Origin of the sequence: Devosia alba (genome assembly GCF_039938915.1) — a bacterium.
In the GTDB taxonomy this organism is placed as follows: domain Bacteria; phylum Pseudomonadota; class Alphaproteobacteria; order Rhizobiales; family Devosiaceae; genus Devosia; species Devosia alba.
The window spans coordinates 1-13,959 of the sequence record NZ_JBDUUI010000001.1 but is presented as its reverse complement, the minus strand read 5'-3'; the positions used below and the strand labels follow the sequence as shown (position 1 = coordinate 13,959).

The window sequence follows — 13,959 nt, the reverse complement described above, 5'->3', positions numbered from 1 at the left end:
GACTGGACGATGACGATGGCCGACGACGATTTTGAGCGCTTCTCTGAGCAGTACAATGCCGGGAAATCGCAGATCGTCTGGCGGCGCATCGTGGCCGATCTGGAAACCCCGATCGGCACCTATCTCAAGCTGGCCGCTGGCCGCAAGAACACTTTCCTGCTGGAATCGGTGCAGGACGCTGCGGTGCGCGGACGCTATTCGATCATCGGCACGCAGCCTGATGTGATTCTGAAGGTTGAGGACGGGACCGCCGCGATCAATCGCACAGCCCAGATCGATGACACCAGCTTCGTGCCGGTTTCCGCCCTGCCGCTTGATGCGCTGCGCGAACTGGTGGCAGACAGCAGGATTGAGATGCCCGACGGGCTGCCGCCGCAATCGGCGGGGGTCTATGGCTATCTCGGCTATGACATGGTGCGCTACATGGAAGTGCTGCCCCGCAGCAATCCGGATCATTTGCAGACCCCCGAAGCGGTGTTGATGCGGCCCTCGCTGCTGGCAATTTTCGACACCCTCAAGGATGAGCTGTATCTGACCGCACCGGTCTATGTGCGCGACGGCGTATCGGCGCGGCAGGCCCATGAGGCCGCGCAGGGCCGCATTGATGACGCGATAACCCGGCTGGGCCGCGCCATGCCGGCAACCCCTGCCCTGCCTGACCTCGAGAGCATCGAGGTGAGCAGCAATACCAGCCCGGACGCCTATTTCGCCATGGTCGCCAAGGCCAAGCAGTACATCACCGCCGGTGACATCTTCCAGGTGGTGCTGAGCCAGCGCTTCTCGGCGGACTTCAATCTGCCGCCCACGGCGCTCTATCGGGCGCTGCGCCGCACCAACCCCAGTCCTTATATGTATTTCCTCGATTTTGGCGGCTTTGCCGTGGCCGGGTCGAGCCCGGAAATCCTGGTGCGGGTGCAGGATGGCGAAGTGACAATCCGGCCGATTGCCGGCACGCGAAAGCGCGGCGCAACGCCGACCAGGGACGCGGAATTGGCCGCCGAACTGATGAGCGATCCCAAGGAACTGGCCGAGCATCTGATGCTGCTCGATCTGGGCCGCAACGATGTCGGTCGCGTCGCCAAAATCGGCACCGTCAAGGTCACCGACAAGTTCTTCCTCGAATACTATTCGCACGTCATGCACATCGTCTCCAATGTGGTGGGTGTGCTCGATCCGAAATATGACTTTGTCGACGCGCTGTCGGCCGGGTTTCCGGCCGGAACAGTGTCCGGCGCCCCCAAGGTGCGGGCGATGGAAATCATCGACGAGCTGGAAAGCTCTCGGCGCGGGATCTATGGCGGCTGCGTCGGCTATTTCGGCGCCGATGGCACCATGGATACCTGCATCGTGCTGCGCACTGCGATCCTCAAGGACGGCAAGCTCTATGTTCAGGCCGGGGCCGGCATCGTCGCCGACAGCCAGCCCGAACTCGAACAGATGGAATGCGAAAACAAGGCGCGTGCCCTTTTCAGCGCCGCCGAGGAAGCGCTACGCTATGCTGGCGAGGCGAGGATCGGGCAATGAGGGCACAGGCTTTGGCAATGCAGCGATGGCGGGGCAGCTTCTGAACGCGGCGCCCGCAAGGGCCGCTCAATGTTTGAACTGCCTGCCAGGAACCACACAACATGACCCGCACGCTCGTCATCGATAATTACGACAGTTTTACCTACAATCTCGTCCATTTCCTGGGCGAGCTGGGCGCCGACATCACCGTCGTCCGCAACGACAAGATCACCCTCGATGAAATCGCCGCCATGGCGCCGGAGGCCATTGTGCTGTCGCCCGGCCCCTGCACTCCCAATGAAGCGGGGATCTGTCTGGCGCTGATCGACCGCTTCAAGGCGGAAATCCCAATTCTGGGCGTGTGCCTGGGCCATCAGGCGATCGGCCAGGCGATGGGGGGCGAAGTGATACGTGCGCCCCATCTGGTGCACGGCAAGACCTCAAAGATCAATCACACCGGCAAGGGCCTGTTCCGTGGTCTCAATGCCGGGTTCGAGGCGACGCGCTATCACTCGCTGACAGTGCGGCCCGATACCCTGCCCGCTACCCTTGAAGTCACCGCCACCACCGATGACGGGTTGATCATGGGCATGCAGCACACCAGCCTGCCGGTCCACGGCGTGCAATTTCACCCCGAGAGCATCGCCTCCGAGAATGGGCACGCCCTGCTGCAGAATTTCCTGAACATTGCCCGCGATTTCAACCAGAAGAGGGCCGCGTGATGGATATCAAGCAGGCACTGCACAGAATTGGCGAAGGCAAGGATCTGACCGGCGAAGAAATGCGCGGCGCCATGCGCATCATCATGGCCGGCGAGGCGACGCCCAGCCAGATTGGCGCCTTCCTGATGGGCATGCGGATCAAGGGCGAAACGGTCGGCGAGATTGCCGCCGCCGTCTCCATTCTGCGCGAACAGATGGTGCCGGTGGAGGCACCTGCCGATGCGGTGGATATTGTCGGCACCGGGGGCGATGGCGGCGGCACGCTCAACATTTCCACGGCCAGCGCCATTGTCGTGGCGGCGGCCGGTGTGCCGGTAGCCAAGCATGGCAACCGGGCGCTGTCGTCCAAGTCGGGGGCATCGCAGGTGCTCGAGGCGCTCGGCGTCAATCTGGAGCTGACGCCCGCCGATATTTCCCGCTGCATTCGGGAGGCCGGCATCGGCTTCATGTTTGCGCCCAGCCATCACCCCGCCATGCGCCATGTCGGACCGTCGCGGGCCGAAATGGGCATGCGCACCATGTTCAACCTGCTCGGACCACAGGCCAATCCGGCCGGGGTGCGGCGCTATATGCTGGGGGTCTATGCCCAGGAATGGGTGGAGCCGGTGGCCGCCGCGCTGCTCGCCAACCGGGCCATCAAGGCCTGGGTGGTGCATGGCAGCGACGGGCTCGACGAGATCACCGTCACCGGGCCCAGCTTTGTCGCCCAGATTGCCAATGGCGATCTGCGCAGCTTTGAAGTAACACCTGAAGAGGCCGGGCTAAAACGGCACGCAGCCGAGGATTTGCTGGGTGCTGATCCCGAATACAATGCCCGGGCCATGCATGCGCTGTTCGATGGGGCACCGGGCGCCTATCGCGATATCGTGCTGCTCAATGCCGGCGCGGCGCTGATCGTGGCCGACAAGGTGGCCGATCTGCGCGAAGGGGCCGAAGCCGCCGCCAGCCTGATCGACAGCGGCAAGGCCAAAGACACTCTCGCCCGCCTGGTAGCGGTATCGAATGGACGCGACTGATGACCGATATTCTCAAGCAGATCGAAGCCTATAAGCGCGACGAGATCGCTGCTGCCAAGTCGCTGCGGCCCTGGGCCGAAGTGGTGGCGCAAGCCCATGACCAGCCTCCCCCGCGCGGCTTCGTCAAGGCCCTCAAGGCCAAGCGGGCCAATGATCAGTATGCGCTGATTGCCGAGGTGAAGAAGGCCAGCCCGTCCAAGGGCTTGATCCGGGCCGATTTCAATCCGGCTGCGATTGCCCGCGCTTATGAAGCGGGCGGCGCCGCGTGCCTGTCCGTGCTGACCGACCAGCCCAGCTTTCAGGGTTCGCCGCAGTTTCTGATCGAGGCGCGGGCGGCGGTGAACCTGCCCGTCCTGCGCAAGGACTTCCTGTTCGAGACCTATCAGGTCGCCGAAGCGCGGGCCTGGGGCGCCGACTGCATTCTGATCATCATGGCCGCCGTCAATGACGAGGTGGCGCGCTATCTGCTGGACGCCGCCGCGGAGTGGCAGATGGACGCGCTGGTGGAAGTGCATGATCAGCTTGAACTGGATCGGGCCGTGGCGCTGGGTGCCAGGTTCATCGGCATCAATAACCGCAATCTGCGCACGTTTGAGACCACGCTGGAGACTTCGGTCAATCTTGCGGGTGGCGTGCCGCAGGGCACCCTGCTGGTCAGCGAGAGCGGCATTGTCGACCACGAGCACCTGCTCAAACTCGACCGGGAGGCCGGTATCGGCACTTTCCTCGTGGGCGAGAGCCTGATGCGTCAGGATGACGTGGCTGCGGCCACCCGGGCGCTGCTGCTGGGGTCAGTGCAGGCGGCCCACTGATGGCGCAGGGACTGACCCACCTCAATGCCAGGGGCGAGGCCCATATCGTCGATATTGCCGACAAGGCGGTGACGCGTCGCCGTGCCGTGGCGCAGGCGCGCCTTGTGGGCCAGCCTGAAACCATCGCCACCATCATGGCGGGCGGTCTCAAAAAGGGTGATGCCCTGGCGGTGGCGCGCATTGCCGGCATCATGGCCGCCAAAAAGACTGCCGATCTGATCCCGCTCTGCCATCCCATTGCCCTGACCAAGGTCAGCGTGGAGATTGCCGAGCATGGCGAAGATGCCATTGTGATCATCGCGACCGCGGAAACCACCGGGCAGACCGGGGTGGAAATGGAAGCCCTGGTGGCCGCCTCGACCGCCGCGCTGACGCTCTACGACATGGCCAAGGCGATCGACCGGGGCATGCTGATCACCGACATATGCCTGATGGAAAAGTCCGGCGGCAAATCCGGGGCGTTTGTGCGGTCATGAGCCTGCTCCCGGTTGAGAACGCCATCGCTGCCATATTGCGCCGGGTGCCTGCGCCAGTGGGCGAAAGCCTGCCACTCGGCGAGGCGGCAGGCCGGGTCCTGCTTGCCCCCGTGCTGGCCCGGCACGATCAACCGCCCTTCAATGCCAGCGCCATGGATGGCTATGCCGTGCGCGCCGAAGATATTGCGCCGGGCCACAGTCTGGCGATCATCGGCACGGCGCAAGCCGGGGCCGGGTTTGCCGGAACCCTCGGCGCCGGCGAGGCGGTGCGGATTTTCACCGGCGCTCCCGTGCCCGATGGCGCCGATGCGGTGATCATGCAGGAAGATGCCACGCTCGACGGCGACCGCGTATCGTTTTCGAGCCAGCCCCAGCCGGGCCGCAATGTGCGGGCCAGGGGCAATGATTTTGCCGTTGGCCAGGCCCTGATCGCCGCAGGTGTCCGCTTGACGCCGATGCAGCTGGCCGTCGCTGCTGCTGCCAATGCCCCCGCCCTGAGCGTATCCAAGCGCCCGCGCATCGCCCTGCTGGCAACCGGCGACGAGCTGGAACTGCCAGGCGCGGTCCTTGGGCCCGATCAGATCATCGCGTCAAACAGCTTTGGCCTCGCGCCCCTGTTGGCCCCCTATGCCCAAACCGTCACCGACCATGGTATTGCGCGCGACCAGCGGGACCAGTTGCGCGCCAGGCTGGTGGCGATCCTCGCCGATGAGCCCGATGTGCTGATCACCACGGGCGGCGCCAGTGTCGGTGATCATGACTTCGTGCAGGAAATCCTGCTCGAACTCGGGGTCACCCTGGATTTCTGGAAGATCAATATGCGGCCGGGCAAGCCGCTGATGTTCGGCACCGTTGGGAAGACCCTGGTGTTCGGGCTGCCGGGCAATCCGGTTTCCGCCATGGTCACCGCCATTGTCTTCATCAAGCCGGCCCTGCGCGCCTGGCTGGGCCTGGCGCCGCAGATTCACTGGCACCTGCCATTGGCGGCGCCGACCCCGCCCAATACGGCACGCCGCCATTTCATGCGGGCGCAGTTGCTGCAGACTCCAACCGGCCCCCAGGCCCTGCCGATCAGCCAGACCGATAGCGGCCACACCTCGTCCATGGCCAGGGCGGACCTGCTGATCGTGCAACCCGAACACGACCCGGGCCAGCCCGCCGGCGCGATGGTCGAGACGATCGTGGTCGACGCATTCTGACGCCGTCGAGTCTGGGCGCAGCACAAAATTGCACGGGATATTGCAGAACATAACTGGAACACTTATAGTCGTTCTGTCTATGTTCCGATTCTCACCCCGAGGGGCCCCATGCTGACCCGCAAACAACACGAGCTGTTGATGTTCATCCACGAGCGGATGAAGGAAAGCGGCATCCCGCCATCGTTTGATGAGATGAAGGATGCACTCGATCTGGCGTCCAAGTCCGGCATTCACAGGCTGATTACCGCGCTTGAAGAGCGCGGGTTCATTCGCCGCCTGCCCAATCGGGCGCGGGCACTCGAAGTGATCAAACTCCCCGATTCGATGAACCCGTCACTGGGTGGCCGCAAGGCGCGCTTCGAGCCGTCGGTGATCGAGGGCAATCTGGGCAAGGTCGCCAGCCCGCCCTCGCGGATGGCCGCTGATGATGACGGCGTGCGCTCGATTTCCATCCCGGTCATGGGCCGCATTGCAGCCGGCACACCGATCGAGGCAATTCAGTCTCATTCACACACCATCATGGTGCCACCCGAAATGCTGGGCAGTGGCGAACATTTCGCGCTCGAAGTGCGCGGCGATTCGATGATCGATGCCGGCATTTTTGATGGCGACACCGTGCTGATCCGCAAGCAGGACGCCGCCAGCACCGGGGAAATCATCGTGGCTCTGGTGGACGATGAAGAGGCCACCCTCAAGCGCCTGCGCCGCAAGGGTAATACCATTGCGCTCGAAGCGGCCAACCCGGCCTATGAGACCCGCATTTTCCCGCCCGACCGCGTCAAGGTTCAGGGCCGGCTGGTCGGATTGCTGCGCAAGTACTGATTGCCTGCCCGCCGTGATGAGCGGCGCGATGGATGGCCCCGCCGCCCCGCCCCTTTATGCCGGTCAGCCGGTTGTCTTGAATGACAGCCGGGTGAGCCATTTGGCGGGGTCGGGTTCCTCGCGGGGATCAGTCTCGTAGATTTCCAACCGGCAGGCGAAGTGATCGCCGTCTGCGGCGGCGCGCATGTCCCAGGCAATGTTGTTGTCTTGCGCCCAGCCGATGAATTGCGCGGTGGCGTCCAGCAAGCCGTCATAGTGGCCGGTATGGCTGGCGCTGAGATATTGCCCCGCTGGCAGGGTGCCGAACTTGACCGGACTGTCCCCGGCCATAGCGCGCTCAACCATCACGCCGGCTTCGACATCGAGTGTCCTGGCCATGTCGATCCGTCGGTAATTGTAGAATGGCGCCCCAATGGGGGTAAGGCCGTGGCTGGCGAGCCAGGCGAACAACGCCGGAAACCCCTCGTCGGCCGGCTTTTGCATCTCTGCCATGGTGACGGTGAAGGGGATATAGGCATAGGTTTGGGCGGTGCGGTCTTCAAGCACGGGACTGGTCAGCACAATATGTCTCCTCTGGCGGCCCCCCTGGGGGCAAGGCAGCACGCCGGCGCAGCAGAACCAGCGGCGAACGGGTACTGCACGCTAGACGATTGAACTTTGGACAGTTCGACAGCGTTGTGCGTTTTTCGGAAGAGAATCAGTCGCGCGCGTCGGGCGCCGGCACATCGGTGCTGGTGTCGCACTCGATCAGCCACACATCATAGACCGCATGGTCGATGGCGTTGAGCGCCGGGCTGTCGGCAAACATCCAGCCGGTGAAGATGCGCTTGGAGGTGCCGGTCAGGCTGCGCTGGTCGACCTCAAGAAAGGCCGAGGTGCGCTGGGTTTCGGTGGCCGGACGGTTATAGCAGGCGCGCGGCGTGATCTCGAGCGCACCAAACAGCACGGTCTCGTCGATATAGACATCAAAGCGGGTAATGCGGCCGGTAATCTTGTCGAGGCCGGAAAAGGTGGCAACCGGGTTGGCGGTGGGTTGGGCCCATGCCGGGCCCGTAATGCCCAAAACCCCCAGCGCCGCGATTGGCGCCAGGACGGTCAACAGATGGGGCAAGGCAGTGCGGTGGCGCAAGGCGCCGGCCTTACTCAGGCGACCAGGCGTCGTAGTCGCCGGTGACGCGGGGGCGTTCGCCCTTGTTGAGCAGGCTGCCATCGGGCCGATAGGCTGCCGCGGTGCCGGTCAGGTTTTTCTGATGCGGCAATTCCCAGTCGCGGGCCGCGTAATTGGCCTTGGTGGGGACGATATCGGTACGGTGATGCATCCAGCCATGCCAGCCCTGGCCAATGGTGGAAGCGTCGGCGGGACCGGCATAGGTCACATAGCGTCGGTCGGCCTTGCGATCCTGGTAGTATTGATTGCCGAATTCGTCGCTGCCGACATAGTCGCCGAAGCGCCAGATCCATAGACGGGTGCCCCAGGTCTGACCGCCCCACCAGGAGAAGATTTCGCTCAGGAACTGCTTGATACCGGATTTAGCCAATTGTCGATTCCGCCGTCGAGAGGTGCGAGTGCGCCGGGTGTATCATGGTGCAGTGTTGCAGCCTAGTGTTTGGCGGGCGTTTCGTTGCGACAATTGGGCATTGCGCGTCGCGATCGCGGAGCGGCCCGGCTGCCCGGCGCGCATGCCATGCCCCTGCTACTGCATCTGGTAGGCCATGGGGGGCACACCACCACCGGCTCTGGTAGAGGGCATGCAGCGATTTTTGCGCAATCTTTCTGTGCTTGACAGCGTTGTGGTCGATTGATTCGAGACATTCCGGACATGGTTACCGACATTTTAACGCGCCGGCAGCAAAGGCGTTTAGCCTTGGTATTTCGGCGCTTTAGCGGCGATCTTTCGGCTCACTTATCGCGACTTCATGTGACGGAATCGGGTGTCTGAATAGCGGCAGCCAAGTGCCGGTTTTGCTTGAAGTTTGTCCCCGTAATCCACATATTGAGCCTACTAGTGGTTGTCTCGGAGCTGCCCTCAACCACTAGACCTTGTGATTTGTGACGTTGACGCGTCGTCTGAATCGGCAGATGTTTTGAGCAGGCCGACAGCACACCATGTCGTTGGCTCAAGTCCCCTGGTCAAGCACTGGCATCAGACCAGAGCGATACGGGGGCACAGGCAAGTTTTTCGGGCCCGGCCACGGGCTCGGTTGGTGACGCGTCAAAACAGATTTGGGTAAGAAGCCGGGTTTTCGGCTCGCGGGACTTTGTGTGCCCGTTACATTGGGGACTAAGACGACCATGCGCATTGAACACCGCTTCACGACAGCCAATCAGGACCGCTATGCCGGCCTCGAATTCCGTTCGGCCACCAGTGAGATTCGCAATCCGGATGGCTCGGTCGTCTTCAAGCTCGAAGATATCGCCGTTCCGTCGACCTGGAGCCAGGTGGCAGCCGATATCATCGCCCAGAAATATTTCCGCAAGGCCGGCGTCGCCAAGGTGCTCAAGAAGGTCGAGGAAAATTCGGTGCCGTCCTGGCTGTGGCGCTCGGTCCCCGACCACGCTGCGCTCGCCAAGCTTCCCGAAAATGAACGCTATGGTTCGGAAATGGACAGCCGTCAGGTGTTTGATCGCCTGGCCGGCACCTGGACCTATTGGGGCTGGAAGGGCGGCTATTTTGACTCTGAGGAAGATGCGCAGGCATTTTTCGACGAGCTCGCCTATATGCTGGCCAGCCAGCGCGTGGCGCCCAACAGCCCGCAATGGTTCAATACCGGCCTGTTCTGGGCCTATGGCATTGATGGCCCCGGTCAGGGTCATTTCTATGTCGACCCGTTCACCCACAAGCTCGTCAGCTCCAAGAGCTCCTACGAGCATCCCCAGCCCCATGCCTGCTTCATCCAGTCGGTCAGCGATGATCTGGTCAATGAAAACGGCATCATGGACCTGTGGGTGCGTGAAGCCCGCCTGTTCAAATATGGGTCGGGCACCGGCACCAATTTTTCGGCGTTGCGCGGTTCGGGCGAAAAGCTCTCGGGTGGCGGCAAGTCAAGCGGGTTGATGAGCTTCCTCAAGATCGGCGACCGCGCTGCCGGCGCCATCAAGTCGGGCGGCACCACCCGTCGTGCTGCCAAGATGGTGGTGCTCGATATCGATCACCCCGATGTGGAAGAATATATCAACTGGAAGGTCAAGGAGGAGCAGAAGGTTGCCGCGCTGGTGACCGGCTCCAAGGTGGTTTCCAAGCACCTCAAGGCCATCATGAAGGCTGCCGTCAACTGCGAAGGCAGCGGTGACGATTGCTTTGACGTGGCGATGAACCCGGCGCTCAAGCGCGAAGTGCGCGCCGCCAAGAAGGCACTGGTGCCCGAGAACTACATCTTCCGCGTCATCCAGTTCGCCAAGCAGGGCTATAAGGAGATCGAATTTCCGGTCTATGACACCGATTGGGACAGCGAAGCCTATCTCACCGTGTCCGGCCAGAATTCCAACAATTCGGTGCGCGTCACCGATGATTTCCTGCGCGCCGTGGAAGGCGATGGCGACTGGGATCTGAAGGCCCGCCAGACCGGTGTTGTCACCAAGACGCTGAAGGCCCGCGATCTGTGGGAACAGGTGGGCTATGCCGCCTGGGCCTCGGCCGATCCCGGCATCCAGTATCACACCACCATCAATGAGTGGCACACCAGCCCCGAAGCCGGTCCGATCAATGCGTCGAACCCCTGCTCGGAATACATGTTCCTCGACGACACCGCCTGCAATCTGGCTTCGGTGAACCTGCTGCCCTATCGCAATGCCGATGGCTCGTTCAACACCGCTGCCTATGAGCACACCGTGCGCCTGTGGACCGTGGTGCTGGAAATCTCGGTGATGATGGCCCAGTTCCCCTCCAAGGCGATTGCCGAGCGCTCCTTCGAATACCGCACGCTGGGCATCGGCTACGCCAATATTGGCGGCTTCCTGATGACCTCGGGCATTCCCTATGACAGCAAGGAAGGCCGCGCCATTGCCGGCGCCGTCACCGCCATCATGACCGGCGTTTCCTATGCCACCTCGGCCGAAATGGCCAAGGAGCTCGGCCCGTTCAAGGATTACAAGCGCAATGCCAAGCACATGCTGCGCGTCATCCGCAATCACCGCAACGCGGCGCACGGCAATGCCGAGGGCTACGAAAACCTCTCGATCACCCCGGTGCCGCTCGACCATGCATCGCTGATCGACGCCGAGCTGAGCGAACGCGCCAAGCTGGCCTGGGACAATGCCCTGGCGCTGGGCGAGAAGCACGGCTTCCGCAACGCCCAGGTGTCGGTTATCGCCCCCACCGGCACCATTGGTCTGGTGATGGATTGCGACACCACCGGCATCGAGCCCGATTTTGCCCTGGTCAAGTTCAAGAAGCTGGCCGGCGGCGGCTACTTCAAGATCATCAACCGCGCCGTGCCCCCGGCCCTGCGCACCCTGGGCTATTCGGAATCCGACATTGCGGAAATGGAGGCCTATGCGGTCGGCCACGGCAATCTCAACCAGGCGCCGGGCGTCAATCCGTCGACGCTCAAGACCAAGGGCTTTACCGACGAAAAGATCGCCGCGCTGAATGCCGCGACCGCTTCGGCCTTTGACATCAAGTTCATCTTCAACCAGTGGACCCTGGGCGCCGATTTCCTCAAGACGCTGGGCGTCACCGATGAGCAGCTCAACGATTTCAGCTTCGAGCTGCTGCCTTTCCTGGGCTTTTCCAGAAAGGACATCGAGGCGGCCAATATCCACGTCTGTGGCGCCATGACGCTGGAAGGCGCCCCGCACCTCAAGCCCGAGCATCTGCCGGTGTTTGATTGTGCTGCCCCCTGCGGCAAGATCGGCAAGCGCTCGCTGTCGATTGAAAGCCACATCCTGATGATGGCGGCGGCGCAGCCCTTCATTTCGGGCGCCATCTCCAAGACCATCAACATGCCCAATGACGCCACGGTGGAAGACGCCAAGCAGGCCTATATGCTGAGCTGGCGCCTGGCGCTCAAGGCCAATGCGCTCTATCGCGACGGCTCCAAGCTGAGCCAGCCGCTGAACTCATCGGTCCTGGCGGCGGCTGACGAGGATGAAGACGAGGATAACCTCGAGGAACTGGCTGCCATGCCGGCAGCTGCCCGCGTGCCCCATGTCGCCGAAAGGATCGTCGAGCGCATCGTCGAAACGGTCGTTCGCGACCGCGAAAAGATGCCAGACCGCCGCAAGGGCTATACCCAGAAGGCCGTCGTGGGAGGCCACAAGGTCTATCTCCATACCGGCGAATATGCCGATGGGCGCCTGGGCGAAATCTTCATCGACATGCACAAGGAAGGCGCTGCCTTCCGCGCCATGATGAATAATTTCGCGATTTCCATCTCGATCGGCCTGCAATATGGCGTGCCGCTCGACGAGTTCGTGGAAGCGTTCACCTTCACCCGCTTTGAGCCCGCCGGCATGGTGATGGGCAATGACCGGATCAAGAACGCCACTTCGATCCTGGACTATGTGTTCCGCGAGCTGGCCGTCAGCTATCTCGACCGCGACGACCTGGCCCACGTCAATCCCGAAAGCCCGACGTCGCTGGGCAAGGGTGCCGACGAGGCCAAGGGTGGCCGGACTGCGCCAGCGCCTGCTGCCCCCATGCCCGCCGACCGCTTTGTGTCGCGCGGCATGACCCGCGGCCGCGTCACCAATAAGAGCCTGATGATCGTCTCGGGCGATCAGTACATCAATCCGGTGCAGGCGATGCAGACCTCAACCGTGACGGCCCTGAACGCCGCCACTGCCCTCAAGCACGACAACCAGCTGGCCCCGGCAGCCTTCCCGGCCGCCGAACTGCGCCCGATCCCCAGCCCACCCCCGAGCAAGGATTCCGGCCTGCTGCGCGCCGAAGCCCAGATGAAGGGCTACACCGGCGACCAGTGCACCGAGTGCCACAACTTCACCATGGTGCGGAACGGCACGTGTTTGAAGTGCGACACGTGCGGGACGACGACGGGGTGTAGTTGAGGATAGACAACTGCCGACTACCCGGTGTCGCTGCCCATGAGGTTTGACCAGATTCCTGGCATCAGACGCAGAAAAGTGAGGCAAAGTTTGCCTCACTTCTTCAAGTTGAGGACAACGAGCGGGCACTGGGCCAAATCGGGACGTGTTTGGAATGCCAGAGTTGAGGGACGACGACTGCTAAATACGTCTGTCTGAGGAGACTGTTGTTAAGACGCTCCCATAGAGTTTCCATTATTGGGGGGAGCGTTTCCATTCATGAACGGATAGCTTTTCCATCGACTCACGAAAGGCCCGGAACTCCGGGCCTTTGCCTTTTCTAGGGATAGGGATCGTGCTGACGAGGTTGGCCGGAACAATTACTCGGTGGGTGAGCTTTCAACAAAACGAGGGAGATACCCAAAGCCATAAGGGCGTTGTTGCCCTGATGGCTGCCGCCCACACCAATCCGGACTCCGCTCTTTACGCCTCCTGCGCAGCGGTTCACTCAGCCAACGCGAGACTGCTGCTCCGCGCTCAGGCCGAAGGTACAGCCCGAACAGATATGAATGGAGACGACCTGTTCGGCCTGATGTCGGCGCTCGGCTGGCTTGTCGACCTGCCCGCATTCGCGCCACGGGCAGGTCATCTTTTGCACATTGTGGCGGGCGCCATCGTGACAGATCGGCTTGGCAACGATGACAAGAAGGCAGCGGCAAGTCAGTTATCCCGTGAGGGCGGGCTGTGACTCGATGAATGGCAGCTACTAGGATTTCGATCTCGGCCCGCAGATGGCCGCAATGGGGTCGGATTCGACCACTTTGGGGTGAGAATGGGACAGGCAGGTTTTGACAAACCAGCGGCAAAAGCAGCCACTGATGCGAAGCCGTTTACTGCAGGAACTTGCGTTGGCGAAAAAACTGCTCCTCAGCTGCCTTTTCCTTGCGCCGCAACCAGAACAAAAAGACCGAAATTCCGGACATAAGCACTCCAAAAGCAACATAAGCTAGTATCGTGAAGCCGAACCAGAACGGCTGCTCAGCGCGGAGAATGAGCTCCCGCGAATGACGCTGAAAAGGGAATACGCCATCCGAAAGTAAGCCATGTCCGGCAAATCCGAATAGCAGGATGGCCATGCACAAAAACAACAATCCGCCACGCATAGTGTTTTTCCCCGCTCGCTCTATCGAACAATGGTTGAACTGGAACCCTATCGCAACGACCCGCGAGCGATTGCGTTAATGTCCGCTTTCAGCGTCTTGCCATCAGGAGGTGAGCGTCTGAATTGGGGTGGAGGCCGTGTGAGAACTCGGCGAAGCTGATCGCTTAGGTTGTTTTGCATTGGCGGGCGTCAGCTCCGTTCAGCCGGTTATCGCCTTGAGGGTTGAGGCAACGCCGGCGACGGCGATGGCGCGCTTGAGGTTGT

Annotated in this window: 13 protein-coding genes; 9 read left to right on the top strand and 4 right to left on the bottom strand. The window is 62.0% G+C overall.

Translation table 11 applies throughout. The features are described 5' to 3' along the window. The first annotated feature begins 9 nt into the window (after positions 1–9). The 7 genes from trpE to lexA all read left to right on the top strand — a co-directional run bounded on the left by trpE (position 10) and on the right by lexA (position 6,550). Positions 10–1,524, top strand: a complete 1,515-nt coding sequence (gene trpE, locus ABFY71_RS00065; protein ID WP_431021485.1) for an anthranilate synthase component I — start codon at positions 10–12, stop codon at positions 1,522–1,524. A gap of 101 nt (positions 1,525–1,625) precedes the next feature. Beyond that, on the top strand, positions 1,626–2,225 hold the full coding sequence (locus ABFY71_RS00060) for an anthranilate synthase component II (RefSeq protein ID WP_347944148.1): 600 nt from the start codon (positions 1,626–1,628) through the stop codon (positions 2,223–2,225). Further along, positions 2,222–3,241, top strand: a complete 1,020-nt coding sequence (gene trpD, locus ABFY71_RS00055) for an anthranilate phosphoribosyltransferase (RefSeq protein WP_431021484.1) — start codon at positions 2,222–2,224, stop codon at positions 3,239–3,241. Before ABFY71_RS00060 ends, trpD begins: the two co-directional genes overlap by 4 nt. Beyond that, positions 3,241–4,053 carry an indole-3-glycerol phosphate synthase TrpC gene (gene trpC / locus ABFY71_RS00050; RefSeq protein ID WP_347944147.1) on the top strand — a complete coding sequence of 271 codons (813 nt, stop codon included), beginning with the start codon at positions 3,241–3,243 and terminating at the stop codon, positions 4,051–4,053. Before trpD ends, trpC begins: the two co-directional genes overlap by 1 nt. Further along, on the top strand, positions 4,053–4,529 hold the full coding sequence (gene moaC, locus ABFY71_RS00045; protein ID WP_347944146.1) for a cyclic pyranopterin monophosphate synthase MoaC: 477 nt from the start codon (positions 4,053–4,055) through the stop codon (positions 4,527–4,529). The genes trpC and moaC overlap by 1 nt, the downstream gene beginning before the upstream one ends. Beyond that, positions 4,526–5,728 (top strand): molybdopterin molybdotransferase MoeA, encoded by a 1,203-nt coding sequence (locus ABFY71_RS00040; RefSeq protein WP_347944145.1) that lies wholly within the window; start codon positions 4,526–4,528, stop codon positions 5,726–5,728. Before moaC ends, ABFY71_RS00040 begins: the two co-directional genes overlap by 4 nt. A gap of 108 nt (positions 5,729–5,836) precedes the next feature. Next, positions 5,837–6,550, top strand: coding sequence for a transcriptional repressor LexA (lexA, locus tag ABFY71_RS00035; protein WP_305580916.1), 714 nt, complete (start codon positions 5,837–5,839; stop codon positions 6,548–6,550). Between the two features lie 63 nt (positions 6,551–6,613). Here the strand turns inward: lexA and ABFY71_RS00030 are convergent, their stop codons facing one another. The 3 genes from ABFY71_RS00030 to ABFY71_RS00020 all read right to left on the bottom strand — a co-directional run bounded on the left by ABFY71_RS00030 (position 6,614) and on the right by ABFY71_RS00020 (position 8,088). Next, positions 6,614–7,111 (bottom strand): GyrI-like domain-containing protein, encoded by a 498-nt coding sequence (locus ABFY71_RS00030; protein WP_347944144.1) that lies wholly within the window; start codon positions 7,109–7,111, stop codon positions 6,614–6,616. 136 nt (positions 7,112–7,247) lie between these two features. Further along, positions 7,248–7,679 (bottom strand): DUF2155 domain-containing protein, encoded by a 432-nt coding sequence (locus tag ABFY71_RS00025; RefSeq protein ID WP_371136222.1) that lies wholly within the window; start codon positions 7,677–7,679, stop codon positions 7,248–7,250. A 10-nt stretch (positions 7,680–7,689) separates the two neighbouring features. Then, positions 7,690–8,088, bottom strand: a complete 399-nt coding sequence (locus tag ABFY71_RS00020; RefSeq protein WP_305580912.1) for an NADH:ubiquinone oxidoreductase subunit NDUFA12 — start codon at positions 8,086–8,088, stop codon at positions 7,690–7,692. 755 nt (positions 8,089–8,843) lie between these two features. Between ABFY71_RS00020 and ABFY71_RS00015 the strand changes: the two genes are divergently transcribed. Beyond that, positions 8,844–12,557, top strand: a complete 3,714-nt coding sequence (locus tag ABFY71_RS00015) for a vitamin B12-dependent ribonucleotide reductase (protein ID WP_347944143.1) — start codon at positions 8,844–8,846, stop codon at positions 12,555–12,557. Between the two features lie 331 nt (positions 12,558–12,888). Further along, the gene (locus ABFY71_RS00010; protein ID WP_347944142.1) at positions 12,889–13,281 is read left to right on the top strand and encodes an SbtR family transcriptional regulator; all 393 of its coding nucleotides are present in this window, start codon (positions 12,889–12,891) and stop codon (positions 13,279–13,281) included. A gap of 142 nt (positions 13,282–13,423) precedes the next feature. Here the strand turns inward: ABFY71_RS00010 and ABFY71_RS00005 are convergent, their stop codons facing one another. Then, positions 13,424–13,696, bottom strand: a complete 273-nt coding sequence (locus ABFY71_RS00005; protein ID WP_347944141.1) for a hypothetical protein — start codon at positions 13,694–13,696, stop codon at positions 13,424–13,426. Positions 13,697–13,959 lie beyond the last annotated feature (263 nt).

Bases quoted from the DNA above. Each gene is read 5' to 3' on its own strand.
- ABFY71_RS00015 (WP_347944143.1), top strand. From the start codon at position 8,844: ATGCGCATTGAACACCGCTTCACGACAGCCAATCAGGACCGCTATGCC.
- ABFY71_RS00060 (WP_347944148.1), top strand. From the start codon at position 1,626: ATGACCCGCACGCTCGTCATCGATAATTACGACAGTTTTACCTACAAT.
- moaC (WP_347944146.1), top strand. From the start codon at position 4,053: ATGGCGCAGGGACTGACCCACCTCAATGCCAGGGGCGAGGCCCATATC.
- trpE (WP_431021485.1), top strand. From the start codon at position 10: ATGACGATGGCCGACGACGATTTTGAGCGCTTCTCTGAGCAGTACAAT.
- ABFY71_RS00040 (WP_347944145.1), top strand. From the start codon at position 4,526: ATGAGCCTGCTCCCGGTTGAGAACGCCATCGCTGCCATATTGCGCCGG.
- lexA (WP_305580916.1), top strand. From the start codon at position 5,837: ATGCTGACCCGCAAACAACACGAGCTGTTGATGTTCATCCACGAGCGG.
- ABFY71_RS00005 (WP_347944141.1), bottom strand. From the start codon at position 13,696: ATGCGTGGCGGATTGTTGTTTTTGTGCATGGCCATCCTGCTATTCGGA.
- trpC (WP_347944147.1), top strand. From the start codon at position 3,241: ATGACCGATATTCTCAAGCAGATCGAAGCCTATAAGCGCGACGAGATC.